The organism is Saccharopolyspora erythraea NRRL 2338 (assembly GCF_000062885.1).
GTDB lineage: Bacteria > Actinomycetota > Actinomycetes > Mycobacteriales > Pseudonocardiaceae > Saccharopolyspora_D > Saccharopolyspora_D erythraea.
This window is the reverse complement of sequence record NC_009142.1, coordinates 246,018-272,009: the sequence shown is the minus strand read 5'-3', so window position 1 is coordinate 272,009 and position 25,992 is coordinate 246,018. Positions and strand designations below refer to the sequence as shown.

Annotated in this window: 26 protein-coding genes and 3 tRNA genes; 8 read left to right on the top strand and 21 right to left on the bottom strand. The window is 70.5% G+C overall.

The genetic code is table 11. The features are described from left to right. Positions 1–5 precede the first annotated feature (5 nt). The 5 genes from SACE_RS01160 to SACE_RS01140 all read right to left on the bottom strand — a co-directional run bounded on the left by SACE_RS01160 (position 6) and on the right by SACE_RS01140 (position 3,890). Complete coding sequence (locus tag SACE_RS01160; RefSeq protein WP_009944873.1) at positions 6–1,814, bottom strand: endonuclease/exonuclease/phosphatase family protein; 1,809 nt, start codon at positions 1,812–1,814, stop codon at positions 6–8. Between the two features lie 255 nt (positions 1,815–2,069). Further along, positions 2,070–2,155, bottom strand: a tRNA-Ser gene (locus SACE_RS01155). A 57-nt stretch (positions 2,156–2,212) separates the two neighbouring features. Continuing rightward, positions 2,213–2,773: an RNA polymerase sigma factor gene (locus tag SACE_RS01150; RefSeq protein WP_029621486.1), complete on the bottom strand. Its 561-nt coding sequence runs from the start codon at positions 2,771–2,773 to the stop codon at positions 2,213–2,215. A gap of 164 nt (positions 2,774–2,937) precedes the next feature. After that, a complete protein-coding gene (locus SACE_RS01145) occupies positions 2,938–3,405 on the bottom strand; it encodes a nucleoside deaminase (RefSeq protein ID WP_009944875.1) in 468 nt (155 codons plus the stop codon). Then, entirely contained in the window at positions 3,402–3,890 is a 489-nt protein-coding gene (locus tag SACE_RS01140) for a tRNA adenosine deaminase-associated protein (RefSeq protein WP_021341246.1), read from the bottom strand. The genes SACE_RS01145 and SACE_RS01140 overlap by 4 nt, the downstream gene beginning before the upstream one ends. Positions 3,891–4,017: 127 nt before the next feature. On the opposite strand from SACE_RS01140, the gene SACE_RS01135 reads away from it, so the two are divergent. The 3 genes from SACE_RS01135 (at position 4,018) to SACE_RS01125 (ending at position 7,345) form a co-directional block, all read left to right on the top strand. Next, the gene (locus tag SACE_RS01135; protein WP_009944877.1) at positions 4,018–4,980 is read left to right on the top strand and encodes a prephenate dehydrogenase; all 963 of its coding nucleotides are present in this window, start codon (positions 4,018–4,020) and stop codon (positions 4,978–4,980) included. Between the two features lie 430 nt (positions 4,981–5,410). Next, positions 5,411–6,109: a TetR/AcrR family transcriptional regulator gene (locus SACE_RS01130; RefSeq protein WP_009944879.1), complete on the top strand. Its 699-nt coding sequence runs from the start codon at positions 5,411–5,413 to the stop codon at positions 6,107–6,109. Between the two features lie 30 nt (positions 6,110–6,139). After that, positions 6,140–7,345 (top strand): cytochrome P450, encoded by a 1,206-nt coding sequence (locus tag SACE_RS01125; RefSeq protein ID WP_009944881.1) that lies wholly within the window; start codon positions 6,140–6,142, stop codon positions 7,343–7,345. A 143-nt stretch (positions 7,346–7,488) separates the two neighbouring features. Here the strand turns inward: SACE_RS01125 and SACE_RS01120 are convergent, their stop codons facing one another. After that, positions 7,489–8,682 carry an MFS transporter gene (locus tag SACE_RS01120; RefSeq protein WP_009944882.1) on the bottom strand — a complete coding sequence of 398 codons (1,194 nt, stop codon included), beginning with the start codon at positions 8,680–8,682 and terminating at the stop codon, positions 7,489–7,491. A gap of 397 nt (positions 8,683–9,079) precedes the next feature. Here SACE_RS01120 and SACE_RS01115 point away from each other — a divergent pair, with 397 nt between their 5' ends. Together SACE_RS01115 and SACE_RS01110 are read left to right on the top strand one after the other, a co-directional pair. Next, the gene (locus SACE_RS01115; RefSeq protein ID WP_011872978.1) at positions 9,080–9,550 is read left to right on the top strand and encodes a YbaK/EbsC family protein; all 471 of its coding nucleotides are present in this window, start codon (positions 9,080–9,082) and stop codon (positions 9,548–9,550) included. 413 nt (positions 9,551–9,963) lie between these two features. Then, positions 9,964–10,125, top strand: coding sequence for a hypothetical protein (locus SACE_RS01110; protein WP_231849901.1), 162 nt, complete (start codon positions 9,964–9,966; stop codon positions 10,123–10,125). 59 nt (positions 10,126–10,184) lie between these two features. On the opposite strand, the gene SACE_RS01105 is transcribed toward SACE_RS01110, so the two are convergent. From SACE_RS01105 to SACE_RS01055, 10 genes are all read right to left on the bottom strand, one after another. Beyond that, positions 10,185–10,970, bottom strand: a complete 786-nt coding sequence (locus tag SACE_RS01105; RefSeq protein ID WP_009944886.1) for an SDR family NAD(P)-dependent oxidoreductase — start codon at positions 10,968–10,970, stop codon at positions 10,185–10,187. A 133-nt stretch (positions 10,971–11,103) separates the two neighbouring features. Then, complete coding sequence (locus SACE_RS01100) at positions 11,104–11,346, bottom strand: hypothetical protein (RefSeq protein ID WP_009944887.1); 243 nt, start codon at positions 11,344–11,346, stop codon at positions 11,104–11,106. A gap of 159 nt (positions 11,347–11,505) precedes the next feature. Continuing rightward, positions 11,506–11,922: a YeeE/YedE thiosulfate transporter family protein gene (locus tag SACE_RS01095; protein ID WP_009944890.1), complete on the bottom strand. Its 417-nt coding sequence runs from the start codon at positions 11,920–11,922 to the stop codon at positions 11,506–11,508. Then, positions 11,922–12,560, bottom strand: coding sequence for a YeeE/YedE family protein (locus tag SACE_RS01090; RefSeq protein ID WP_009944891.1), 639 nt, complete (start codon positions 12,558–12,560; stop codon positions 11,922–11,924). The genes SACE_RS01095 and SACE_RS01090 overlap by 1 nt, the downstream gene beginning before the upstream one ends. Then, positions 12,557–13,027, bottom strand: a complete 471-nt coding sequence (locus tag SACE_RS01085) for a hypothetical protein (protein ID WP_009944892.1) — start codon at positions 13,025–13,027, stop codon at positions 12,557–12,559. Before SACE_RS01085 ends, SACE_RS01090 begins: the two co-directional genes overlap by 4 nt. A 527-nt stretch (positions 13,028–13,554) precedes the next feature. Beyond that, on the bottom strand, positions 13,555–13,773 hold the full coding sequence (locus tag SACE_RS37315; protein WP_009944893.1) for a hypothetical protein: 219 nt from the start codon (positions 13,771–13,773) through the stop codon (positions 13,555–13,557). Positions 13,774–14,060: 287 nt separating this feature from the next. Continuing rightward, positions 14,061–14,133 (bottom strand) — tRNA-Arg (locus SACE_RS01070). A 39-nt stretch (positions 14,134–14,172) separates the two neighbouring features. After that, a tRNA-Ser gene (locus SACE_RS01065) sits at positions 14,173–14,262 on the bottom strand. Positions 14,263–14,379: 117 nt separating this feature from the next. Next, on the bottom strand, positions 14,380–16,362 hold the full coding sequence (locus SACE_RS01060; protein ID WP_009944894.1) for an acetoacetate--CoA ligase: 1,983 nt from the start codon (positions 16,360–16,362) through the stop codon (positions 14,380–14,382). A gap of 73 nt (positions 16,363–16,435) precedes the next feature. Continuing rightward, positions 16,436–17,140, bottom strand: a complete 705-nt coding sequence (locus tag SACE_RS01055; protein ID WP_009944896.1) for a dienelactone hydrolase family protein — start codon at positions 17,138–17,140, stop codon at positions 16,436–16,438. 577 nt (positions 17,141–17,717) lie between these two features. Between SACE_RS01055 and hisC the strand changes: the two genes are divergently transcribed. From hisC to SACE_RS01040, 3 genes are all read left to right on the top strand, one after another. Then, positions 17,718–18,770, top strand: a complete 1,053-nt coding sequence (gene hisC / locus SACE_RS01050; protein WP_009944897.1) for a histidinol-phosphate transaminase — start codon at positions 17,718–17,720, stop codon at positions 18,768–18,770. 66 nt (positions 18,771–18,836) lie between these two features. Next, a complete protein-coding gene (locus tag SACE_RS01045; RefSeq protein ID WP_009944898.1) occupies positions 18,837–19,547 on the top strand; it encodes a serine hydrolase family protein in 711 nt (236 codons plus the stop codon). Between the two features lie 168 nt (positions 19,548–19,715). After that, complete coding sequence (locus SACE_RS01040) at positions 19,716–20,570, top strand: D-alanyl-D-alanine carboxypeptidase family protein (RefSeq protein ID WP_009944899.1); 855 nt, start codon at positions 19,716–19,718, stop codon at positions 20,568–20,570. Between the two features lie 85 nt (positions 20,571–20,655). Here SACE_RS01040 and SACE_RS01035 read toward each other — a convergent pair whose 3' ends face one another. The 5 genes from SACE_RS01035 to SACE_RS01015 all read right to left on the bottom strand — a co-directional run bounded on the left by SACE_RS01035 (position 20,656) and on the right by SACE_RS01015 (position 25,845). Further along, positions 20,656–22,185 (bottom strand): amino acid permease, encoded by a 1,530-nt coding sequence (locus SACE_RS01035; protein ID WP_009944900.1) that lies wholly within the window; start codon positions 22,183–22,185, stop codon positions 20,656–20,658. Positions 22,186–22,563: 378 nt separating this feature from the next. Next, the gene (locus tag SACE_RS39645) at positions 22,564–23,091 is read right to left on the bottom strand and encodes a hypothetical protein (RefSeq protein WP_009944901.1); all 528 of its coding nucleotides are present in this window, start codon (positions 23,089–23,091) and stop codon (positions 22,564–22,566) included. 45 nt (positions 23,092–23,136) lie between these two features. After that, the gene (locus SACE_RS01025; RefSeq protein ID WP_231849900.1) at positions 23,137–23,958 is read right to left on the bottom strand and encodes a L,D-transpeptidase; all 822 of its coding nucleotides are present in this window, start codon (positions 23,956–23,958) and stop codon (positions 23,137–23,139) included. Positions 23,959–24,380: 422 nt separating this feature from the next. Continuing rightward, positions 24,381–24,956, bottom strand: coding sequence for a DUF4352 domain-containing protein (locus tag SACE_RS01020; protein WP_009944903.1), 576 nt, complete (start codon positions 24,954–24,956; stop codon positions 24,381–24,383). A gap of 622 nt (positions 24,957–25,578) precedes the next feature. Beyond that, positions 25,579–25,845, bottom strand: a complete 267-nt coding sequence (locus tag SACE_RS01015) for a hypothetical protein (RefSeq protein ID WP_231849899.1) — start codon at positions 25,843–25,845, stop codon at positions 25,579–25,581. Between the last annotated feature and the right edge of the window lie 147 nt (positions 25,846–25,992).

The window sequence follows — 25,992 nt, the reverse complement described above, 5'->3', positions numbered from 1 at the left end:
CGACCTCAGCCCTTGAGGCGCACGATCTGCGGGTCGTGATCGCTGGCCTGGTCGGCGAACTCGGCGTTGACGTGCACGACGTCGTAGTCGGCGGTACCGGCCGCCGGACTGGTCAGGATGTGGTCCAGCGCCTGCGAGTTGCCTTCGTAGACGTAGCTGTAGCGCTCGGCGGGCGGCAGCCCCTCGGCCGCGTCGACCAGCGCGCCGTCGGCGGTCAGGGTGCGCACCACAGGCGAGAACCCGAAGTCGTTGAGGTCACCCGCGACCACGATCCTGGCCTGGTCGTCGACCGCGCGGAGCTGGTCGGCGAAGGCCCGGACCGCCTTGGCCTGCGCTTCCCGCTGCTCCTCGGAGCCGCGGACCGGCGGCTGGAACCGGCCGTGCAGCGGCTGGTCGCCGCCCTTGGAGTTGAAGTGGTTGGCGACCACGAAAACCCGCTGACCGCGGAAGGTGAACTCGCCCACCAGCGGCTTGCGGCTGTTCTCCCAGGCCGCGTTCGCGGGGTCGATGCGACCGGGCGAGACGCTGAGCGCGGCTCCGCCGCCGTCTGCGACCGGCCGCACCGGCGTCGTCGCGTCGCCGCCGGGGCGGTCGTTGAACGACACCCGCGCCGGGTCGAACAGGAACGCGACCCGGATGTTGCCGCCGGGCTCCCCGCCGTCGGCGCCGTTCTGCGGGTCGATCTGCCGCCACTCGTAGCGCGGGCCACCCGCCGCGGCGATCGCGTCGGTGAAGCGGCGCAGCGTCTGGTCGGCCGCGACCACGCCGTCGTCTTCGGCACCGGTGTTGTCCTGGACCTCCTCCAGCGCGACGACGTCCGGGGAGGCCAGGTTGCCCGCGATGCCCTGGGCGAGCCGGTCGAACTTGGCCTGGTCGTCGTCGGCTGCGAGGTTCTCGACGTTGTAGGTGGCCACCGCGAGCTCGTCCTCGGCCTGGTCGCGGGTCGTCTCCCGCTGGAGCCCGCCCGGCTGGTGCTCACCCAGGACGGCGGCTTCCAGGACGTAGCCGCCGAACCGGCTGTAGTCCAGCGGACCTGCGGTCGCGCCGGCGAGCCGGTCGCCGACGTCGGCCTTCGGGAACGGGCGCTCGGCGAACGGGATCAGCGACTCGACCTTCAGGCGCCCGCCATTCGGGTCGTCGTAGGAGGTGTAGGTGCTGCCGCCACGCTCGTTGGCACCCTGCTCCGGCTTGGACGTCACCCACAGCGCGTTGTAGGCGTCGGTCGGGCCGACGACGCGTGCGTCGGACACCGCGAGGCTCATCCCCTCGCGGGACTCGTAGAAGTCGAGCGCGTACTCGGCCGGGTCGAGCTCCCGCTTCTCCAGCTCACCCTTCGGGGCGTAGGCCTGCGGCACCGACTCCGGGGTCAGCGCCTCCGCCCGGACCGCGCCCTTGCCGGTGACCTGCCACTGCGCGTTCTTGAGCTCGGTGACCGACTGGTTCGCGGTGTCCTGCGGCGTCTCGCCCTCGGCGGTCGGGTAGTACTCGGCGACCTCGCCGGAGACGGTCACGGCGTCTCCGACGGCGACCTGCGGGGTCTGCTGACCGGTGAACACGAACAGGCCCTCGCTGGTGCGGGGGTCCTTGTCGGGTTCGGGGTCCTGGAACCAGAACCCGCGCGACGAGCCGAAGGCGCGGACGCCGGTGACGACTCCCGGGACGTCGGCGACGTGCTTGCCGGCCAGTGGCGAGAGCCGCCCGGTCCCCTGGATGTCGTGGATCCTGTCGGCCGCGTCGGCCGTCGCCACCGGTGCGATCGACAGCGCACCGCAGGCGACGACCACGCCGGCGGCGATCGTCGAGTTCCTGCCCACTTCGCACACCCCTCGTCCAGCAGCGGACGCTGCTCGTGAAAATTTCACTCCGAGGGGTGAAAATACCGTCGAGAGGTAACCTGCAGTGGTCATCCATGTGGCGCAAGTCAGGCGCCCGGATGAGCCATCGCTCCTCGATCGAGGCTCAGGTCGAGGCAGGAGCGCTCGTCAGACACCCGGTGTGCGGCCCGCCGCGGGCCCCGCGAAAGCAGAAGAGCCGGTCACCGCCTTGCGACGATGACCGGCTCTCACCGGCGGTAGCGGTGGGATTCGAACCCACGGTGGCTGTTAACCACACACGCTTTCGAGGCGTGCTCCTTAGGCCGCTCGGACACGCTACCGCCAGCAACTGTAACGGACGGACTCCGCGCCTTCGGCAGGGGGGCCACCCCGCCTGATCAGCGCCAGGCCCGCATCGCGTCGGCCAGGGTGGCGCGGGCCCGCGACAGCCGGCCGCGCACCGCCTCCTCCCCCGCCCCGACGCGCTGCCCGATCTCCACATAGGACAGCCCGTCGACCTCGGCCAGCAGCCACACGTCGCGCTGCCGCGTCGGCAGTCCGGCCAGCGCGCGGCCGAGCGCGCAGACCCCCGCGCCGGCCTCGGCCATCCGCTGCGGGTCCGCCACCCCGCGCGCGGCCCCCACCGCGGGCCGGTGCTCCGGGACCGAGCCCACCGGGTAGGTCCGCCGGATGCGCTTCCGGCGAAGGACGATCAGGCACTGCCTGCGCGCGATCTGGAACAGCCACGCGCGGGCCGCGCCGAAGTCGGCGAGCTCGCCGACCCGCCGCCAGACGGTCACGAAGACGTCCTGCACGACGTCCTCGGCCTCCACCCGGTCGCCCAGCATGCGCAGCGCGAGCGCGAACACGCCATCCGAATGGCGACGGACGAAGACCGCGAACGCCTGCTCGTCGCCCGCCGCCGCCCGGGCGGCCAGCACAGCATCCGTCGGTTCCACGCCAACCCCCGAAGTGCGATGGATCCGCCCCGCTCGCGCCGGCGGGGCGGATCCATCGTCACAGGCCGGGCATCGGATGACGGCCGGGACAGGCCACCCGAACCGGTGGAATGCGCGGCCCCCGCAAGGCCCTTGTCCGGGGCGCCCGAAGATCACCGAGCGGGTCAGCGCTGGCCGTGGAAGAAGGCCTCCAGCAGCGCCGAGCACTCCGCCTCGAGCACCCCGCCCACGACCTCCGGGCGGTGGTTGAGCCGCCGGTCGCGAACCACGTCCCAGAGTGAGCCCACCGCGCCGGTCCGCGGCTCCCAGCACCCGAAGACGACCCGTTCGACCCGGGCCAGCACCAGCGCGCCCGCGCACATCGTGCAAGGCTCGACGGTCACCGCGAGCGTGCAGCCCTCCAGCCGCCACCCGTCGCCGAGCACCCCGGCGGCGGCCCGCAGCGCGAGGATCTCGGCGTGGGCGGTCGGGTCGTGCAGGGCCTCGCGGCGGTTGTGGTCGCGGGCGAGCACCCGCCCGTCGGGGCCTGCGACGACCGCGCCGATCGGAACATCCCCAGTGGACAGAGCGCCGGGCGCGACCTCCAGCGCGGCCCGCACCAGCTCGGTGTCGCGGGCACCGGCGGCGGTCACTGGTCCAGCTTCTCCATCAGGCCGGCGAACTGCTCCCCGAACCCGCAGCGCTGGGCGATCATCTCCAGCTGCTCGTCCGGGTACAGGTCGACCTCCTCGATGATCACCAGGAGCTCGCCCTCGGGCAGCCCGATGTCGGACAGGATGGCCAGGTTGCCCTCCGGCCACACCTCGTCGTCGTCCTCGTCGGGCGGGTCGATGCGCAGCAGGTCGAGGACGTCGGCGGCGATGTCGTAGTCCAGCGCCGCCGCCGCGTCGGACAGCAGCAGGTCGACGCCGCCGGGCACCGGCCGGATGAGGACGAAGAACTCGTCGTCCACATTGCACATGCCGAACACCGCGCCGGTGGATCGCAACCCGCGCAGTTCCGTGATCGCGGTGTCGAGCCCCGCCAGCACCGAGCTGTCCATCGCGCTGCACCGCCACCGGCCGTCCTCACGCACCACGGCAACGGCGAAGCCCGCGACCGGCTCCTGGTCCGTCATGAGGACACCGTAGAGGGTGCGAACGCCACCCGAAAGCACTATTGCGCGCTCGTAACCTTCCGGGCTCGGATTCCCGCTCATCCGGGTACGTGGGCCCGCCGGCGGCGGCTCCGGCAGGATGGTCGCCATGCGTGCCGTATGCGTCATCGGACTCGGACTGATCGGCGGCTCGGTGCTGCGGGCCGCCTCCGCCGCCGGACGCCCGGCGTGGGGCGCGACCGCCTCGCGGCCGGACGCCGACGCGGCGCGGGCGGAGGGCTTCGCCGTCGAGGACAGCGCGGAGGACGCGCTGCGCAGGGCCGCCGCGGAGGACGCGCTCGTGGTGGTCGCCACGCCGCTGACGGCGGTCCGCGAGGTGCTGCGCCAGGTCGCCTGGCACGCGCCGGAGGCATGGCTGACCGACGTGGTGAGCGTGAAGGACCCGGTCGAGGCCGAGGTCCGCAGCCTGCTGCCGGGCGCGAAGTACGCCGGGGGCCACCCGATGGCGGGCCTGGCCGAGTCGGGCTGGCGGGCCGGGTCGGCCGAGCTGTTCAGCGGCGCCTCGTGGGCGGTGACCATCGAGGACGGCACGACGGCGCCGGCCTGGCGGGAGGCCGCCGCACTGGCCGTGGACTGCGGGGCGCGAGTCGTGCCGTGCTCGGCGGCCGAGCACGACTCCGCGGTCGCCCGCGTCTCGCACCTGCCGCACGTGTTCGCCGCGGTGCTCGCTGCGGTGGGAGCCGACGGCGGCCCGCTCGCGCTGTCGCTGGCGGCCGGGTCGTTCCGCGACGGCACGAGGGTCGCGGGCAGCGCGCCGGACCTGGTGCGCGCGATGACCGAGGGCAACCGGGTCGCGCTGCTCGACGCGGTCGACGACGCGCTCGGCAGGCTGGGTGCCGCCCGCGGCTCGCTGGCCTCCACCGGCTCGCTGAAGTCCACTGTGGATGCCGGCCACGAGGCCCGCCGGGCACTGGAGGCAGCACCCGAGCCGCGCAGCCTGCGGGTCCGGCTGGACGAGAAGGGCGCACTGGACCGGCTGCGCGACGTCGGCGCCCGCGGGGGCCGCGTGGTCGCGCTGGACGAGGACGCGGCGACCGTCGAGGTGCCCTGACCGGCACCACGGAGCCGAGCGGCCGGGCTGTTTCACAAGCGGCGTCAGCCGATCGCGGTGCGGGACCAGCACCGCTGCGCCAACCATTTCCTCCGCCGTCCCCCGGACAGACAGAGGGGCCGCCCTGTGCGAGAGGCGGCCCCTCCATGATCCGCTCCGGCCACTACCGAGCGGGACGGCCGAACCCCCGGTCCCACCCGCCAGCCCTGGGCCGGGCGGCGAAATCGACTACCGGCCAAAAGTAACCAGGCCTCGCTGCTCCCGCCCCGCCGAAGCGATCAATCCGCACCACCGGGTGACGCAAGCCCGTTGTCACCCGACCCGATCGGGTATACCGTTCGAATGACCGGATGACCAGATTTCAAATCTGGTCATAAGGTCACTGCGACACGACCCACTACCCATCCAGACGACCCGAACAGGAGGGCAAGTGCCCAAAGCCGAGGTCAGGAACACCGACCGCGCCGACCGCATCCTCGACGCCGCCGCGGAGCTGATGCTGCGCCTCGGCTACCGCAAGGTGACCATCGAGGACGTCGCCCGGCAGGCCGGAATCGGCAAGGGCACCGTGTACCTGCACTGGCGCAGCAAGGAGACGCTGTTCCGGGCGCTGCTCCACCGCGCGTCCATCGCGCTCACCGAGCAGATCCTGGAGCGTCTGGAGACCAGCCCGGAGGAGATCCGGCCGCACCGGTTCCTCCGCACGGCCTTCGTGATCACGATGCGCGACCCGATCCTCCACGCGATGTTGCTCCGCGACACCGAGGTGCTCGGCGACCTGCGGGACAGCCTCACCGGCAGCCTGGAGTCGGTGGTCAACGAACGCTACTTCGCGCTGATGGCCGAGCGCGGGTTCCTGCTCGACATGCCCCACCTCTCCTACGCGGTGTCGGCGTCGATGCTCGGGCACTACCTGATCGACCGCTTCGACCCGAGCGTGCCGTCCGACCTCGAGCTCCGGGGCGAGATCGTCGCCCACACCGTCCGCGCCTCCTTCGAGCCGGCGGAGGGTCCCGACCGCGCCACCGTGGTCAGCACCGCGACCGAGATCAGCACCATGCTCCGCGACCTGCTCGCGCACTACCGCGAGCGGATCTACTCCCACGACCCGACGCGCGAGCACGGCTGAGGTCGTCGCCCGCAGACCGGAGGCACCGCCATGTCCATCCCCGCCGACACCTGGGGCATCCCCGCGTCGCAGTTCTGGCTGCGCGGCCGGCGTCCCGAGCGGACCGTCGACTACGACGCCGCGACCGGCATGTGGAACGTCTACGGGTACCCGGAGATCCAGCACGTCCTCAGCGATCCGCGCACCTTCTCGTCGGACACCACGCGGCTCATGCCCGCCAAGGTCGCCGAACGCACCTCGGCGCTCTCCGAGGGCAGCCTGCTGCAGATGGACCCGCCGGAGCACACCAAGCTCCGCAAGCTGGTCAGCCACGCCTTCACCCCGAAGGTGGTGGCCGACCTCGCGCCGCGCATCGCCGACCTGGCCAACGAGCTGCTCGACGACGTCGGCGACCGGATGGAGATGGTCGAGGACCTGGCCTACCCGTTACCCGTGATCGTCATCGCCGAGCTGCTGGGAGTGCCCGGCAGCGACCGCCACCTGTTCAAGAAGTGGGTCGACGCCCTGCTGCAACGCGACCAGCAGTTCTCCCTCGTCGACGAGAGCGACGAGCAGGTCCAGCAGGTTGAGGAGGCGATCGCCCAGGTCAAGCACCTGACCGACTACCTGGGCGAGCACGCGGCCGAGCGGCGGCGGGCGCCGCGTGAGGACCTGCTGACCAAGCTCGTGCAGGCCGAGGTCGACGGCCACCGGCTCAGCGACACCGAGGTCGTCAACTTCGCCAACATCCTGCTGCTCGCCGGGCACATCACCACGACCATGCTGCTGGGCAACACGGTGCTCTGCCTGGACACGCACCCGCGGCAGCGCGACGCGGTCCGCGCCGACCGGTCGCTCGTGCCGTCGGCGATCGAGGAGTCGCTGCGGTTCTTCAGCCCGTTCGCCGTGCTCGGCAGGGTCACCCAGCGCGAGGTCGAGGTGGGTGGGCAGACCATCCCGCAGGACCAGATGCTGATGCTGTGGATCGCCGCGGCCAACCGCGACCCCCGGCAGTTCGCCGATCCCGACGTCTTCGACGTCACCCGCGACCCGAACCCGCAGATCGCCTTCGGGCGCGGCATCCACTTCTGCGTCGGGGCGCCGCTGGCCCGGCTGGAGGGCAAGGTCGCGCTGAACATCCTGCTGGACCGGTTCCCGCACCTGCGCACCGATCCGGACGAGGGGCCCACGTTCCTGCCCGCGCCGACCACCACCGGCGTGCGGAAGCTGCCGTTGCTGCTCACCCCCAGCGCCTGAGCAGCAACGGCAGCCCGCAGTCCCCCGGCCACTCCTTTAGACGCACCAACCGCCGAATGGTTGCCTCGAAAGGCTGACTTTCCGCGCGAACGGACACGCCGCGTGGGGACGCGGGGCGGAGCGCCTCCGGGTGAGGAGCACCCTCACCCGGAGGCGCCCACCGGCACGTCCTCGGGACGTGCCCGCTCGGGGACGGCGGCCCGCGCGGCGGGCGCGGGCAGGCGCCAGAACAGCACCAGCGCCAGCACCGAGACCACCGCCGACGCCGGCCCGAGCGCGGCCCAGCCCCACGCCGCCGCGACCGCGCCTCCGGTGATGCCGCCGAGCCCCATGCCGAGGTAGAGCGCGGAGGAGTTGAACGCGATCACCACCGCCGCGCTCGCCGGCGTCAGGTTGATCAGCCGGTGCTGGATCGCGGGCATGATGCCCCAGCCGCCGAGGCCCCACAGCACCAGCAGCCCGGCGACCGCCCAGGTCGCCGAACCGGCCAGCGGAAGCAGCGCCAGGCCGGCGGCCAGCGCGAGCAGCGAGCCGGCGATGCCGACTCCGGAGCCGAACCGGTCGGTGATCCGGCCGACGACCGCGTTGCCCGTCGCACCCGCCACGCCGTAGACGAACAGCAGCGCACCGAGCGTCCCCGCACCGGCGCCGGTCAGCGCCGACAGCATCGGCGAGGCGTAGGTGTAGGCGGCGAAGTCGGCCAGCGAGCCGAGCAGCGAGACCGCCAGCACCCACACCACCGTCCGGTCGCGCAGGACCGACAGCCGCTCGCCGAACCGGGCCGCGGGCGGCGCGGGCACCCGGGGCAGCGCCAGCAGCGCCACCGAGGCCAGGACGCCGAGCAGGGCCACGATCCAGAACAGCCCGCGGTAGCCGAGCATCCCTTCCAGCAGCACGCCCATCGGGACGCCGACGACGGTGGCCAGCGTCAGTCCACTGAGGACCATCGACACCGCGCGACCGCGCCGGTCCAGCGGGACCAGGTCCGCCGCGATGACCACGGCGGTCGGGGTGAACATGCTCGCCCCCAGGGCTCCCAGCACCCGGGCGGCGGTGAGCGAGGCGAAGTCGGGCGCGACCGCGGTGGCGATGTTGCCGAGCACGAACAGCCCCAGCGAGACCCACAGCAGCCGCCTGCGCTCCCAGCGTCCGGCCAATGTGGACAGAACCGGCGCGCTCACCGCGTAGGTCAGCGCGTGCATGGTGATCAGCTGCCCCGCGGTGGTGACCGGCACACCGACGGCACCGGCGATCGAGGGCAGCACACCGGCCACGAGGTAGGAACCGGTGTTGATGACGAAGGTGCCGACAGCGAGCACCAGCAGCCGCAACGGCATGGGCGTCTCTCAAGGGTCTGCGCACCGGGACGGACATGTCCGCGGGCGGGGTCGGGCGGGGCAGGGCAGGACGGACCGCGCGAGCGGCCGTGCGCAGGCCGTGGAGCGGTTCGCCTTGGTGCCAAGCCGATTCCCGGCCACCCACCACGGCTGCCGGTGGCAGCGCGGGACACCCGGACGCCGGAATCGGCCGGCGGATGTTCGGTTGGGGATGACCCTGCAACTGCGGACGGTCGAAGAGGACCAGACCCGTTCTCGGTGTCAGCACAACAACGGCCGACTGGCCGCACCCGGCATTTCGGCCGGCCGGGCCGCGGCGTTACGACCCGTGACGCGCGTCACGGAACCGCTCGAACTCGGTTGCGCCGAGCGGACGACCTGCGCGAACCTGCCGCGCATGACCAACGCCGTCGACGACTTCTCCGCCCACCTGCGCCGCCTGGGAGCAACCGGGGAGGTGGTCGAGTTCGAGACCGAGGTGCCGACCGCCGCCGCGGCGGCCGAACTGCTCGGCTGCGAGGTCGGCGCCATCGGCAACAGCCTGGTGTTCGACGTCGGCGAGGAACCGCTGCTGATCATCACCAGCGGCGCGCACCGGGTGGACACCAGACACGTGTCGCGCACGCTCGGCCTCGGCCGGATCCGCCGTGCCACACCGGAGTTCGTGCTCGCCGCCACGGGGCAGCCGGTCGGCGGCGTCGGACCGGTCGGGCACCCGGAGCCGATCCGCACCCTGGTCGACCGCCACCTGGAGAACTACCCGACGGTCTGGGCCGGCGCGGGCACCAAGCACCGCATGTTCCCCACTTCGTTCGGCGAACTGCTCCGGATCACCGGCGGAACGGCGATAGACGTGAGCGCCGGCTGACGGCGAAACGCATTTTCGCGACTTATCGACAAATCGCCACCGGAAACCGCGTTGCATTTCCCGGGTTCACCCCGGGGTGACCTGCGGACTCACGATCGTGGCGGCTCGAGAGTCCCCGGAAAGTGCTACCCGCAGTGCGTTTGCGCAGCCCAGAACGCCTGTTGACGGTCCACAACGGAGGGACCCAGAGACGTGAAATAGCGGACGCGCGGTAATCACATCACCATTCGTGCACATTCAGGCCAGCCGTCCTGACACCTTATGGTGAAGAGCATCGTTTCGAACCTGCGGCGCCGTCCCTCCCCCGCTAGAAAGGTGATGCAACATCGTTTCGGACGCTCCGGAACAAACCATCCCGATGAAGGAAGGCAGGCATCATGCGCTCTCTGTCTCGTGCGGTCATCGTCGGCGCCATGACCGTTCCGCTGGCCCTCGGATTCGCCGGCTTCGCGGCCGCCCACGGCGACTCGGCGGTCTGCAACGTCAAGGCTTGCAACAACCACGACTGGACCTGGGACTGGTTCAGCGTCGAGAACACCGAGACCCCGACGATGAACATCGCGAACATCAGCTGAACCTGCTCGGATCCGGAAAGCCCCGCCGCGAAAGCGCGGCGGGGCTTTCCGTTTCCCGGTCACAGGGCGGGGTCGAAGCGCCCGTCGATCGCCGTCCAGCCGCCTTCCACGTACTGCACGGTGCCGGTGACGTAGGACGCCGCGTCCGAGGCCAGGTAGACCACGGCCCCGGCGATCTCGTCGGCCGCGCCCCAGCGCTTCAGCGCGGTCTTCTGCGCATACGCCCCGTACCAGCGCTCGTCGGACTTGATCTGCTCGGTCAGCGGCGTCTCGAACGGCCCGGGCGCCACCGCGTTGACCCGCACGCCCTGCGGCCCCAGCTCTGCCGCCAGCGCTCGGGAGAGCTGCACGACCCCGGCCTTGCTCGCCGCGTAGATCCCCTGGCCGGGCTCCACGACGTCGGCGCGAAAGCTCGCGAAGGTGATGATGCTGCCACCGCCGCGCCGCGCCATGTTCCTGCCGAAGTCCCGCACCAGCCGGTAGGTGCCCTTGAGGTTGAGCTCCACGACGCGGTCGAACTCGTCGTCGACGGTGTCGAGCAGGCGTTTGCGCACGTTGACGCCCGGGGTGATGACCAGCACCGCGGTCTCGTCCTGCTCGTCGGCCAACTCGCGGATGGCATCGCCGTCGCGGATGTCGAGCTCCCGCCAGGACGCCTTGTGCCCGAGCTCCCCGATCGCCGCGACGGTCCCCTCGGCGCTGTCCCGGTCGAGGTCGGCGACGACGACGTCGGCACCGAACTCGGCCAGCCCCAGCGCGCTGGAGCGGCCGAGCCCGCTGCCTCCGCCGACGACGACCGCGGTGCGTCCGTCGAGCCGGAACAGGTCGGCGAGCCGTTTGGTCATGGTCTACCTCCCGCAGCTGAGCACGATTTGGTCCAACCTATGCCGCCGCCCGGCCCGCGGTCTTGAGCCTTTCGGAGGTACCTGGTGGTCGCGCTGGGTTCCATGGTCGCTGCGCGCTTCTGGAGCGCGAGTTTCAGCGGCGCATGAACAACACGTAGCCGTGGTTCCAGCCCCGGTCGCTGGGCACGGTGGAGAAGTGGTCGACGATCCACCCGGCCGCCTCGATCGCCTCGATGTGCCGCGACCAGGAGTCCACCTCGTCGTCCTTGGCCGAAGGCAGGTCGAGCAGGCGCACCGCGAAGCGCTGCCGCCCGTCGTCGTAAGCCTGCTTGGCCTTGGCTGCGAGGTCTTGCGGTTTGTTCTGGAGGAGTCCCATCGCCCCATTCAAGGCCCCCGGAGCGTGCGGGCGAAGATTCGTACACCGACTCGTGATGTCGCGCCCTCCATCACCGGCGGGCGATCGAGGGCTTCCGGATGCCGAAGGCCCCCGCGGCCGTCGGGGCGCCGCGGGGGCCTTCGTCGAGCTGCGCGACCGCTACAGCCCGCAGGAACCGCGGTCGAGGTGGAAGAGCCTGGCGTTGGCCCAGCGGCACAGCCACATGCCGACCATGACACCCGCGATCGTGACCAGGGCGGGCAAGTAACCGCTGGCGACCTGGATGATCGGAATGGCGGGGCAGCCACCCGAGATCGCCCAGCCGGTGCCGAACATGATGCCGCCGGGGACGACGCCGGCGTGGATGCGTCCGGGGGTGCGACGGGCACCCACCACGGCGAAGACCACGACGATGATCCCGACCGCGCCGGCGAAGGCGAACAGCATGCGCGGGTCCTGGAAGGTGAACATGCGGTTCAGCTCGGCGTAGTCGCCGAACCCGATGTTGGTGACGGTGAAGCCGAGGGCCAGACCGGTGATGACGTTGGCGACGAGAACAGCGCCCCGGGTGCGCATCAGACCACCTTCCACAGCAGGAACGACACCAGCACGGCGGTGCCGAAGAACACGGCGGTCGCGACGAGGCTCACCGGGCGCAGCCTGCCGCAGCCGCTGAGTCCGTGGCCGGAGCTGCACCCTCCCGCGAGGCGGGTTCCGAAGCCGACCAGCAGCCCTCCGGCGAACAGCAAGCCGATCATGGCGTTCGGGTCCGCGGTGACGAGATCGCGGAACCCGGCGCCCATGTCGAAGCGGACCTCGAACCGGCCGGCGGTCACCGCCGCCACCCATCCGCCGGCGAAGATCGCCAGCAGCAGTGCGGCCTGGGTCACCACGGGCACCGGGCGCATGCTCGCGGCCGAGGTCGCCTCGACGGCCGAGGATCCGACGTACTGCGCCCTCACGTCGTCTCCGCGATCCTGGGTCGAGGAGCGATCGCCGAACTCCTCGGCGGTGGCCGCGGCCAGCGCATCGGCGAGCGCACCTTCGTCGGCGAACCGGGCCTCATGCCGTTCGTGACGTCGTTCGGCGCGCCAGTGCAGGACGCGGTCCCACGCCGACGACACACCCAAGGACCGGTCGGTGATGAGGGTGTAGTTGATGGTGACGAGCGCGAGGCCGACGGCTCCCGCCCACCAGGGCCAGTAGTTGCTCATGCGGGACCTCTCATCCAGTCGGCGAGCCGCCTCCACCAGCCCCGCTTCTCGGGCTTGCGCCGCCGAGCGGGTTCTCGTGGTTCGGACGGCGGTTCCTCCGGGGACCGCGGTGGCGGCTTCGGCTGCGCCACGGCGCCGAACTGCTCCGTGGTCTCGGTCGACCTGGGTTCGGGTCGCGCCGCGCGTTCATGCGCCGCGCGTTCATGCTGGTGTGCGCGGCCAAGGTCGGAGGCGCGCACCGGCTCGGTCACGGCCGTCCTGGACTCCTCGGCGGCCATCGCCAGGTAGTGGGCGTCGCGCCCGTTCGGGAGCAGCGAGATCGGCACATGCTGGCCCGTGCGGGCCACCTGGTACCGGGCGCATTCGAGCCAGCGGTCCTCGCTGTCGCAGTAGTGCTCGCGCCAGCCGCGCAGGCTGGCCTTGAGGAACGGGAAGAGAGGACAACTCTCGGCGTGGGTACAGCCCACGTCACTCCGATCTGACCGGCGCACACCACCGGCCGGGGAAGGCGGCGTGGCGCGATCCGGTCGGTCGTTGCAGAACCCGGCCAGCGATCGCAGAGCGTCGCGCGGTGTAGCCACGGCATCGTGGTGATCCACCGGACGGGTTAATCCCGTTCCGCCCTCCGCCCGTTACTCGTGCGACGGCGGCGGCAAAAGGCGAATGCTGGTCGCAAATCCGTGAACACCAGCGGTTTTTCCCAGTTGCTTTCGATCAAACAACCAGAATGGGCAAATTTGGTTATCGCACTGTGATTCATTCTTCTTCTCATCGTTGGACGCAGGCGTGGAATCGGTCCTGCTCCATTGCCCGTGCCCGTGCCCGTGCGACGACCTCGGGCTGCGATCAGGCTCAGCACGTCGATCTCGCCCGTGGCCGGGGTGACCACGCCGACGTGGATGGTCAGCTCATCCGCTCGCACCGCCCCGCGCCAGCCCGCCGCTCAGCCTTGGCAGCGCGGCGACGACGAGAGTCTCGCTCTGTGGCCCGGGCTCTAACGCAGCCGGGGCGGCCTGGCGTTGAAGCGCAACTGGTCCTCGTCCGGTTCTCGCGCCTGGGCCACGGCGTGCTCGAGTTGATCGCTCAGCTCGCGCGCGAGCCGCTGCATCGATCCGCTCCACTGCTGGCTCACCGGCAGGCGCACCAGCCGTTGCTTGAGGAGGCCAAGCAGATCGCGGACTTGCACGTACTCCCGCTGCAACTCGTCGACCACGTGATCAGTATGAGCTGAACCACCCTCAAGTACGAGGTCCGTACGATAACTGTTCGAAGACCCGCCCTGATCAGCGGAAACACCCGAACCGCTGCCGGTCCCCAGCGGCGAAGGGGCCCTCGGCCGGGTCCAGCGATGAGCCATGCCCACCGCGACCGTCGGCGATCAACCGCCAGCCCGGGAACCCGACGCCGTCATCACCGGGGAACCCGACCGCCGTCCGGAGCAGGCCCTGAAAAGCAGGAAACCCCCTGCTAGAGGGGGTTACCAGCTGTCTCGACCAGACGCGCGCCCGTAGGGATTCGAACCCCAAACCTTCTGATCCGTAGTCAGATGCTCTATCCGTTGAGCTACGGGCGCATGTTCATTTTTGGATCCCCGCCGGGGCGGGAACCGCTGCGGAGGCTCCGGGATTTGAACCCGGGAGGGGGCGTAACCCCCAACCGCATTAGCAGTGCGGCGCCATAGACCAGACTAGGCGAAGCCTCCCGGTAGTCCTCTCTCGGCCACCGGAGAAAAGACTACACAACCCCCGAACGGCCCGACACAGGGGGGTCGCTTAGGGGTCCCGGGAGGCCCAGGCGGGGCCCTCCCGGGACCCACCGCTCAGGCTCCGGAATGCCTGCTGATCTGCACGAACGGGGTCAGGGCGTCCGGGTTCTGCAGGGCGTCACGGCTGACGGCCCGCTCCGGGTCGGCGCCGGCGAGGATCTTCTTCACCGGCACCTCCAGCTTCTTGCCGTTGAGCGTGTGCGGGATCTCCCCCACGACGATGAACCGGTTCGGCACGTGCCGGGGCGAGAGCTGGCCGCGCAGGGCCTCCTTGAGCTTCGGCTGCACGTCCTCCAGGGCGACCCCCTCGGCCAGGACGAGGAAGCACAGCAGCTCGCCGTCGGTCTCGCCCGCACCGGAGGTGTCGATCACCAGGGAGTCGGTGACCTCGTCGAAGCCCTCCACGACCCGGTAGAACTCCGCGGTGCCCATCCGGATGCCGCCCCGGTTCAGGGTGGAGTCGCTGCGCCCGTAGATCACCAGGGTGTCCCGGTCGGTGATGCGCACCCAGTCGCCGTGGCGCCAGACACCCGGGTAGGTGTCGAAGTAGGCGTCCCGCAGCCGCGAGCCGTCCGGGTCGTTCCAGAAGAACACCGGCATGGTCGGCATCGGCTTGGTCACCACCAGCTCGCCGACCTCCTCGTGCAGCTCCCGGCCGTGCTCGTCGTAGGCGGCGACCGCCGCCCCGAGCATGCGGCAGGAGATCTCGCCGAGGTACACCGGCTCGTCCGGCGAGGCCCCGACGAAGGCCGTGCACATGTCGGTGCCGCCGGAGATGCTGGCGATCTGCACGTCCTCGCCGACCGCGTCGGCGATCCAGCGGAAGCCGTCGGTGGTCAGCGGCGCGCCGGTGGACCCGACGGTGCGCAGCGCCGAGAGGTCGTAGTCCTCCTTCGGCCGCAGCTCCCGCTTCAGGCAGGTCTGGATGTAGGGCGCGGAGGTGCCGAAGTAGTTGACCCGGTAGCGCTCCGCCAGCCGCCACAGCGCGCTGAGGTCCGGATGGGCCGGGCTGCCGTCGAACAGCACGATCGTGGTACCGGTCAGCAGCCCGCCGACCAGGAAGTTCCACATCATCCAGCCGGTCGTGGTGAACCAGAAGAACCGGTCCCCCGGCCCGAGGTCGCAGTGCAGCCCGACGGCCTTCAGGTGCTCGAGGGTCATGCCGCCGTGGCCGTGCACGATGCCCTTGGGCAGGCCGGTGGTGCCCGAGGAGTACAGCACCCACAGCGGGTGGTCGAAGGGCACCGCGTCGAACGCGAGCTCGGCGCCGCGGTGCCGCTCCAGCAGGTCGTCCCAGCCGACGCAGCCGGGCAGGTCGGCCCCGTTGCCCAGGTAGTCGACCAGCACCGTCGCCGGGGAGCCGGGGATGGCCTCGCGCAGCTCGTCGACGGTGGAGCGGACGTCGAAGGACCGGCCGCCGTAGACGTAGCCGTTGACCGCGATGAGCACCTTCGGCTCGATCTGCACGAACCGGTCGGCGACCGCCCGCAGGCCGAAGTCCGGCGAGCACGACGACCAGGTCGCGCCCAGGCTCGCCGCCGCCAGGAAGGCGACCAGGGTCTCCGGCGAGTTCGGCGCGAGCGCCGCGACCCGGTCGCCGCGCTCGACACCGAGCTCGACCAGCCCAGCACGCGCGGCGGCGACCCGTGCCCTCAGCTCGCCGAAGGTGATCTCCTCACCGCGTCCGTCCTCGCGGGCGAAGATGACGGCCAGGTCGTCGTCGGCCTTGCCCGCGCCGCCGCGCAGCGCCTGCTCGGCGTAGTTCAGCGTCGCGCCCGGGAACCAGCGCGCGCCGGGCATGACCTCCTCGGCCAGAACGCGCTGCGGCCGGTCGTGGTAAGCGACGTCGAAGAAGTCCGCCAGCGCACCCCAGAAACCTTCGAGGTCGGCGACCGACCACTCCCAGAGCGCCCGATAATCGGACAGATCGAGGTCTCGCTCAGTGCGCAGCCACGCTCGAAAGGCAGCCATCCGGCTCTCCGCGATCCGCGCCGGGCTCGGCTGCCACAGCAGCTCAGGAGTGGTGCTTGAAGTCATGGGACGTTCCTAACCCACAACCGCCCCCCGCGGCCATAGCGAACACCAACACATCCGATTATCGGACACTCGATCAGCGCAGGTGCAGGTCGAACCAGTTCCGGGTGCGCTGCCACGCCTCGGAGGCGGCCTCGGCGTCGTCGTCGAAGCGGTGGTCGGTGTCGTCGAAGCAGACGACGTCGGTGGCCACCCCGGCGCTCTCGGCGGCCTCGCGCAGCTTGTCGACCTCCTCGACCGCGATGTCCTCGTCGCCCGCGCCGTAGAGGCCGAGCCACGGGCAGGTCAGCTCGCCGGCGATCTCGACCAGCGCGGGCAGCGCGTCCGACAGCGGGTCCAGGATGCCGGGACCGCCGACGGTCACGGCGGCGCCGAGGCGGCGGCTGGCCGCCACGACCAGCGCCGCGGTGCCGCCGATGTCGAAGCCGACCACGCCCAGGTGGTCCGGGTGCACGCCCTGGTCTGCGAGCCAGACGAAGGCGGCGTCGGTGTCGGCCAGGATCGACTCGCCGGAGAGGCGCTGGACCTGGTCGATCACGTGCTCGGCGGTGTGCTGCTCGTCGAGCTCGTCGGTGCCGTCGCGGTGGTAGAGGTGCGGGGCGACGGTGAGCCAGCCCTCCTCGGCCAGCGAGCTGACCAGGTGGCGCACCCGGTCCGTGACGCCGCGGGCCTCGTGCAGGACGACCAGTCCACCGCGTACGACGTTGTCCGGCTCGGCCACGGTGAGCCTGAGTTCGGTGCCGTCGGTGAGCGCGAGCGTCTCGGTCCGGGTTTGGGTCATACCGTGCAGGTAACCACGCCGGGGTGAACGCAAGTCAACGTGATCAACCAGACGGGCGAGTGATTTTGCCCTCTGCGACAAGCGGTTCCGGAGCGTTCTCGACCAGGCCGCGAAGGGCGGCCACCTGACCGCGGAAAAGGCGGCGGACTTGGTTGGCCGACCGCAACCACGTGCGCGGACGTCTTCCCGCGGATCTCCACCCGACCCGCTTCCGCAAGGACCCACGAGCGCTTGGACGGCGTCGAACCGCTCGGTTCGGCCGTGTCGCACACCGCGGCGAAATCCACCCAATCGGCCCCGCCTCGAACACCGCGCAGATCGAGATTCTGGGCGGGGAGGATGACTCGCGAACCGCGCATTCCGCGATTCCAGCGACAGACATGGCGGACGGCGAAGGCCGCCAGGTCGCCGAGACCGGAGCGAAGCGGTCGGGGGGCCGGTCATCCGTGCACGTCGTCGGCCTTCCGACTGGAGCCCACGTCGGATCGGCGAGCAGGCGACAATGCGTTTCAACCCCGGCGGCCGGCGCGCTAGGTTCGGCCGAGCGCCATCTCCGCCCGCAAGCAAGGAGTCACGAATGACCGTTCGCACCCGCGCCGATCTCGATCAGCTCCCGGCGTACGTGGCAGGTCGCACCGTCCCGGGCTCGATCAAGCTCGCCAGCAACGAGGTCTCCGCCGGTCCGCTGCCCAGCGTCGTGGAGACCATCACCCGGGCCGCCGCGGAGGTGCACCGCTACCCCGACATGGGTGCGACCAAGCTGACCGAGGCCCTCGCGGACAAGCTGCACGTCGCGCCCGAGCGGCTCGCCGTGGGATGCGGCTCGGTCGCCCTGTGCGAGCAGCTCGTCCAGGCGACCTGCTCGGCCGAGGACGAGGTCGTCTACCCGTGGCGGTCGTTCGAGGCGTACCCGATCATCACGCGCGTCGTGGGCGCGAGGCAGATCCCGGTACCGCTGACCGGCGAGCACGCGCTGGACCTCGACGCGATGGCCTCGGCCATCACCTCCAGGACCCGCCTGGTCTTCGTCTGCTCGCCCAACAACCCCACCGGCCCCCTCGTGCGCCGCGCCGAGCTGGAGGCGTTCCTGGACCGGGTTCCCTCGGACGTACTCGTGGTGCTCGACGAGGCCTACTGGGAGTTCGTATCCGACCCCGAGGCTCCCGACGGCGTCGAGGTCGCCCGCGCCCGCGAGAACGTCGCGTCGATGCGGACCTTCTCCAAGGCCTACGGCCTGGCCGGGCTCCGCGTCGGCTACACCTACGCGCCGGAGCACGTCGCCGCGGCGCTGCGCAAGGTGTGCATCCCTTTCAGCGTCAACGCGGTCGCGCAGGCCGCGGCGGTGGCGTCGCTGGAGGCGCAGGACGAGCTCAAGGAACGCTGCGACAGCGTCGTGTCCGAGCGCCGGCGGGTGCGCGACGAGCTGCTCGGGCTCGGCTACGAGGTCCCGGAGACGCAGGCGAACTTCGTGTGGCTCCCGCTCGGCGAAAGCACCCAGGAGTTCAACGAGCACTGCCTGGACAACCGCGTCGTGGTCCGCGCGTTCGTCGGCGAAGGCGCCCGCGTCACGATCGGGCGACCTGAGGAGAACGACACCTTCCTCGCGGCCGCGCGGTCCTATCGTCGGTAGTCGCAGGACGACGATCGGCACCGGCGTGCGAACGCGCGCCGGTGCCCGCGCGATCGAGGGGTTGCGATGGACGACATCTCCGCCGGCTACCTGGTCGTCGACGCCGCTTCGGGACGGGTGCTCAGCGAGCGGGACCCGCGGCGGCGGTTCCGGTCCGCCTCGATCGTCAAGATCCTCATCGCGCTGGACCACCTGCTCGAGCTCGGCCCGGGCGGGGACATCCCCGACGACGACCGCGCCCTGCTCGGACCGATGCTGCGGGCCAGCAACGACGACGCGGCGAGCACGCTGTGGGAACGAGCGGGCCAGCGGGCGGTCATCGATCGGATGGCGCCCGCGCTCGGCCTCCGGGACACCGAACCGCCCGCGGACGAGGGAATGTGGGGATACACCGCCATCAGCGCGGCCGACGTCGTCCGGATCTACCTGCACCTGCTGCACGACGCGCCGGACGACGTCGGCGCGTTCGTGCTCGGCCACCTGCGCAACCACACGCAGTGGGCCGACGACGGCTTCGACCAGTCCTTCGGTCTGCCCAGCGCACTGCCCGACGCCGGCGCGGTGAAGCAGGGCTGGTCGGGCTTCGGGAGCAGGGCGCGCACCGACGCCGGCTCCGGCGACGGCATCGACCTGAAGCGGCCCGCCATGCACACCACGGGCACAACGGCCGACGACGGCACCGTCATCGCGGTCCTGACCCTGCATCCCGACGACACCGACTGGGACACCGCGGCGAAGCGCGTCACCGAGCTCACCCGCGCGATCGTCCGTACCTGAGCATCTGACCGAAGCGGCTGACCTGCCGAATCACGCCCTGAAATGATCTTCACTTGCTAGCGTCGTTCCCGTCGTGACGAACGTCGGCGACGCGAACAGAAGACAGGGCACCACATGAACAGAACAAAGCGTGCTGTCACCGGTTTAGCGGCTGCGACCGCGAGTCTGGTGATTGCTGCGACACCGGCACTCTCCGCGCCACAGGCACCGCAGGTCGACCCGGGCATCACGCTCGGATACACCGTTGTCGACGCCCGGTCCGGAGAGACCACCCTGCAGAGCAACGAACACGAGCAGTTCCGGTCGGCTTCCGTGGTCAAGCTCCTCATCGCGCTGGACTACCTGGAGGGTCTGGAACCGGGAGCCGAGATCCCCGCGGAGGACGAGGCCCTGCTGCAGCCGATGCTGCGCTCCAGCAACGACGCCGCCGCCAGCACGTTCTGGGTGCGCGGCGGCCAGAAGGCGATCGTCGAGCGGATGGCCGACAAGCTCGATCTCGACGACACCCGACCGCCCGCGAAGGAAGGCATGTGGGGCTACACGGCCCTCAGCGCCTCCGACGTCGCCAAGACCTACCGGTACGTCCTCGACGACACCGAGCCCGAGGTCCGCGACTTCATCATGGGCAACCTGCGCAAGCACACCACGTGCGCCGACGACGGCTTCGACCAGTCCTTCGGGCTCGCCGGCGCCCCCGGCGCCGACGCGGTGAAGCAGGGCTGGTCCGGATTCGGTGCCGCCCCGGAGCCCGGCGAGGAATGCAGGGACTCCAGCGACGACCCCGCGGCGACCGCGCGCGTGCTGAACTCGCCCGAGGTGGCGCGGGCCCGCCAGATCGCGCCCGGCGAGGACCCGGACGACGCGCCGGAGATCGACCTCAAGCGGCCGGCGATGCACACGACCGGCACCGTCGACGACGGCGACAAGATCGTCGTGCTGCTGACCCTCGAGCCCGAGAAGACCGACTGGCAGACCGCCGCGAAGCGGACCACCCAGATCGCCAAGGCACTCGCCCTGGCCTGAGCCGGAGACGTGGATCGGGCCGGGAGTGCGGCCCCGGCTCGATCCACGCGGCGTTCCGCCGCCGGCTCGACCCTCAGCTCCCGCGTCAGCCGGCCTCGACCGGCTGCTCCTCGCGCCCGGCCTCCGCCTGGCGCCTGCCCAGAACCGAATGCCTGCGCCCGTACGCGAAGTACACCGCCAGCCCCAGCACCAGCCAGACGAAGAACCACACCCACGTGAACACCGTCAGGTTGATCATCAGCCACAGGCAGGCGAGCACCGCGAGCACCGGCACCACCGGCACGAAGGGCGTCCGGAACCCGCGTTCCAGGTCCGGCCGGGTCCGCCGCAGCACGATGACGCCGACCGACACCATGGCGAAGGCGAACAGCGTGCCCACGTTGACCAGCTCGGCCAGCACGTTGGTGTCGAACAGGCCCGAGACCAGGGCGACGACCACGCCGACGAAAGCGGTCGCCCGGGCGGGCGTGCCGCGCTCGCCGGTCTTCGACGCCGCCTTCGGCAGCAGCCCGTCCCGCGACATCGCGAACAGCACCCGGCTCTGGCCCATGATCAGCACCATCACCACGGTCATCAGGCCGATCATGGCGGCGACCGAGATGAACCCGGCGACCCACGTGACGCCGTGGTCGGCGAACGCCGTCGCCAGCGTCGCCGAGCTGCCGTCCGGGCGGTCCTTGAGCGTGGTGTAGTGGCTCATGCCGGTCACCACCAGCGAAACCGCGACGTAGAGGACCGTCACGATCACCAGCGAGCCGAGGATGCCGCGGGGCATGTCCCGCTTGGGATCGCGGGTCTCCTCGGCCGCGGTGGCCACGATGTCGAAGCCGATGAACGCGAAGAACACCGTCGAAGCGGCGGCGAGCAGACCGAACGTGCCGTAGGTGCTCCCGGCGCCGCCGAACAGCAACGACAGCAGCGACTGGTCGAGCCCGGTGGCACCGGCGTCGGCGCCCGCCGAAGGCGCCGCCGGCGGGATGAACGGCGTGTAGTTCTTGGGGTTGACGTAGCCGATGCCGACGACGATGACCACCAGCACCACGGTCACCTTGATCGCGGTGATGACCTGGTTGACCCGCGACGAGAGCTTCGTGCCCGCGACGAGCAGCACCGTGATCAGGCCTGCGATGAACATCGCGCCCCAGTCCACGGTCACCGGTCCGACGGTGGTGACCGGCGACAGGTCGGCTCCGGCCAGTCCCAGCACCTCGGCCAGGTAGGAGGACCAGCTCTTGGAGATCACCGACGCGGCGACGGCGAACTCCAGCACCAGGTCCCAGCCGATGATCCAGGCGATCAGCTCGCCGAAAGTCGCGTACGAGAAGGTGTAGGCGCTGCCGGCCACCGGGACGGTGGAGGCGAACTCGGCGTAGCAGAGCGCCGCGAGCCCGCAGGTGACCGCGGCCATGATGAACGCCAGCGACACCGACGGCCCGGCCATGTTGCCCGCCGTGCTGGCCGCCACGCTGAAGATGCCCGCACCGACGACGACCGCCACGCCGAAGACCGTGAGGTCGAAGGCGCCCAGCGACTTCTTCAGCTTGGAGTTGGGTTCGTCGGTGTCACGAATCGACCGCTCGATCGACTTCGTGCGCAGTAGCCCGTTGCCCGGCATGGTGTCTCTTTCGCCGCGTTCGCTCCTGGCCGCCGCAAGTGATCCTGGTTGCACCAAGGACAGCCAGACCATGCCGCGACCCCGGGCGGGGAGGCTACGCCGCGAGAAAGGGGCCGCTCCTCGCCGGTACGGGCGAGGAGTGCGAGATCTCACACGGTGGTGTCCGGCGAAGAGAGGGGGAGTACTTCGCCGGGACACCACCGCGGGGGTTGTGGCCGTCCTGATCCGACAACGGCCACGTGGAGCGCGCAGTGACCTACGCAGCACGCGAATTTAGTGCCATGCAAGGAAATCACGCCATCCACGGAGCAGAATTCTGCCCCTTCGGGTGGAAGATCGAATCGAGCGACTGATCTTTTTCACCCGAGCAATGCTGCGTCAGCCGGTCACCGCGACGTGGCCGAGCACCGCGGAAGGGGCAGGCGCGGTCGGCAGCGCCGCGGCCTGGACCTGCGGCTGGGCCTGCGACACCGGGCTCACGGCACTGGGGGCCGGGGCCGGTGCGGCCGGGCCGGGAGCCGCCGGTGCGCAGGGCAGCTGGCCCGGCAGGAACGGGGGCTTGACCGCGCACGGGAACTCCGGCTTGGGCTTGGGCTTGGGCTTGTGGTGCTCGTGCTCCGGCTTGGGCTTGGGCGGCACGACCACGTTGACGTCGCCGGTCTCCTGGCTCGGGTGGTCCACGATCGGCGCGTTCACGCACTTCGTGTCCGTCGTGGACAAGGCCTCCACGACCGCCCCGACGATCGCGATGTCGTTCCCGCAGAGCTGGATCGGCAGCAGGCTGACGTTGTTGCCGTTGGCGACGTTGACTCCGTCGTTGTCGACGCTGTCGGCGAGGGCCGGGCTCGCGGTGGCCAGCAGCCCGGAGCTCAGGGCGACCGCACCGAGCAGGAATCGCTTATGCATGTGCACTTCCTTCGATTACCGGTTTGGAGGGGGATTTCTCGTTGTTCACCGCAGGAGCACGAGCGTGCCCAGCGGTAACGACGTCAACGTCCGTAGTGCGTCCGGGGGCACCCGCACGCACCCGTCGCTGCGGTCCTGGCCGAACACCGACGCGTCCGGCCAACCGTGCAGCGCCACCGTTCCGGGGCCGCCGCCGTAGGTGCTGAACGTCTCCGAATGCGTGCCGAGAGGCAGGATGATCGGGCTGTACCTGGTCACGGTCTCCTCGATGGCGGCCATGATGAAGGTGCGCCCGCGCGGGGTCGGGGAAGCCGGTGCGCCCACGCTGACGTCCCAGGAGGCGGTCTCGACGCCGTTCTCCCGGAGCACCAGCCGCCGCTTGTCGACATCGACGTCGACGACGTAGGGCGACCGCGCCTTCTCGGTCCGCTCCGGACCGCCCAGCCACACCCATCCCGTGGAGCCGTTCGGCCGGGAGGGCAGCAGGACCTGCGCCCAGCCCTCGCGCTCGGCGATGGCCGGGACCCAGGTCGGATTCGCGAGCTGGGTCGCGGGCAGCCGGGCGAAAGCCCGGCCGTGCGGTGCGTCGTACACCGCCAGGTCCTGCTTGACACGCACCACCACACCCGTCGTCTCCGACTGGGGTGCCGGGTCCGAGGGGGCGGCGGCGAGATCGCCGAACGTGGTGGATTCCGGGAGAGCGGCCAACTCGTGCGCCGCGATCGTGTCGGGCACCATCACCAGCGGGGGCGGGGTGCCCGGCAGCTGGGGCTGACCGGCGCATCCGGTCAGCACCAGCGCGCCGACCACGGCGGTGGCGGCGCGCCGGAAATCGATCGTTGGTGATCGAATTCCGCGAGATCTCATCATCGACTCCTGTCCCGGTGACGTCAGCGGCGTCCCGGAAGGAACCCGGGGAATCCGTTCGGCGGTCGCACCGGACCACGCGGGGTCCGGTGCCGCAGGGACACTAACCCGGGCTGCGGCGATGGCCGGTGAACGGCGAGTCGGGAAGATCGAGACCGAAAGTGCTCTGACCAGCAGAAACAGAATTGCGTTAACCGTGCCTGGTTCTAGCTGATCACCCGCAAGGGTGTAGTTTTTAATTCGTCCGAGTGATCACGAGAACAAGCTTCGAATATGACGAACCGGGCCGCCCTCCCCATTCTCGGGGAGTGACGACCCGGTTCGGAAGCCGTTGACCGGCCGTGGCTCAGGCGGACTGATCCGCCGCGGCCGCGTGTCCGCGCATTCGCGCATGCGCGCGGACGCTCAGGCGGTCCAGGAACTCAGGCGGTCCAGGTGCCGCCGATGCCGACCGGCTTGTCGCTGCTGTCGGTGGCCTCCCACTCGACCTTGAGCGACGAGAGGTCGGTGCCCTCGGGCACGTCGTAGACGATCATGCCGGTGCCGGGCTCGCCGTTGGGGGCGAGCATCTCCAGGAACATGTCGTCGAGGGTCGCCGCCGCCTGCTCGTAGCGGTTGCCCTCGCCGTCGACCAGGGTGAACTCGTCACCGCTGACGACGCCCATGATGCCGTCGGTGAGCACGGCCTCGGCGGCGATGTAGACGTACTTGCCCTCGGCCGGGACCATCGTCTCGAGGGCGCTCTGGTCGGTCGGCGCCTGGAGGGTGACCTTGAGGGCGGTGTCGGCCTCGGGCGCGAACTCGACGGACTCGCCGAACTTCACGGTGCCGGAGCCGGTGGACGCCTGCTGCTCGCCGGCGGACTGCTGGTTCTGGGTTTCGCCGCTGCTCTCGCCCGCGACGTCAGCCGGGGCAATGGTGTCGGCGCCGTTCGAACCGGCGCATCCGGTCAGCCCGAGCAGCAACGCGACCGCAACAGGCGCGATCAGCCTTTTCAATTTTCCTCGCACAAGATCAGAGGGAACACGAACGGGTGAAAGACTGCCACACCCGGAAGACGGGACGCAATTTCTGAATGCAACTGATCCAGGGATTGGAAATACTGCACCTGAGATCAGATAATGAGCCTCGGAGAACCCCTCGACGAGCATACGGCAAATGCATATCGGAATCGAATCCGATGAAACCGGAATGCGTCCCGATGCGTCCAATCCCCGGCATCTGCCGGGTCGTCCGGCCCGCACCGCTCGGGCGAACGTCGCACGTCGGACGGCGGCACCACCGGCTCGGCACGACTTGGCAAGGGCGTCGCACCCTCGGTACACACCATGCCGCAAGATCCGTGCATTGCACAGCCGCGCACGGTGACGGAAATGGCGCTGGACCGCAGATGCGTCTCCGCTCAGATCCAGACCCGTGGACCAGTACTCACGGCTGACGAGGTCGGCCGATGGCCGATACCTGGCCCGGCAACGGAAAAAGACGATGACCGCGTTCTTGCACACGCCGGTGAAAGCACTCCGGTGTGCTTCGTCCCCGCAGCGAGAACATCCACCGCTGGCGACTACACGCCCCCGACCCCTTCTCGCAGCAGACCCGCGCAGGAGGACCACCGTGCTTCTAGTCTTCCCGCCACATGGCCAACAGCCACGCATAGATCTCCGGCCGGCTCATCTCCGGACGTTCCTCTTCGACGGCGTCGGTCACGCGCCTCGCCTCGTCCCGGTTCAGGCCCCGCGACTGAGCCGCGCGCAAGTACTCACGTTCGGCGGCCGACGGTCGTCCGCCGCCGGCTCCGCGGCCCGGCAGATCCGCACGCCATTGCTCCACTTCGGACACACGCGCCGGCCGCCAACCCGGCACCCCGTCGATCTCGACGTCCGGCACGGGGAACGGGTGCGAGGAGTCCGGTCCATGGCGTTCGCGCCACTTGGCCACCGCTGACCGGGACACGCCGAGACGCCCGGCGAGGCCGGACGCCCCGAGATACCGCACTGGAACGCTGTTCACGACAGCACCCATCTCCCTAACGTT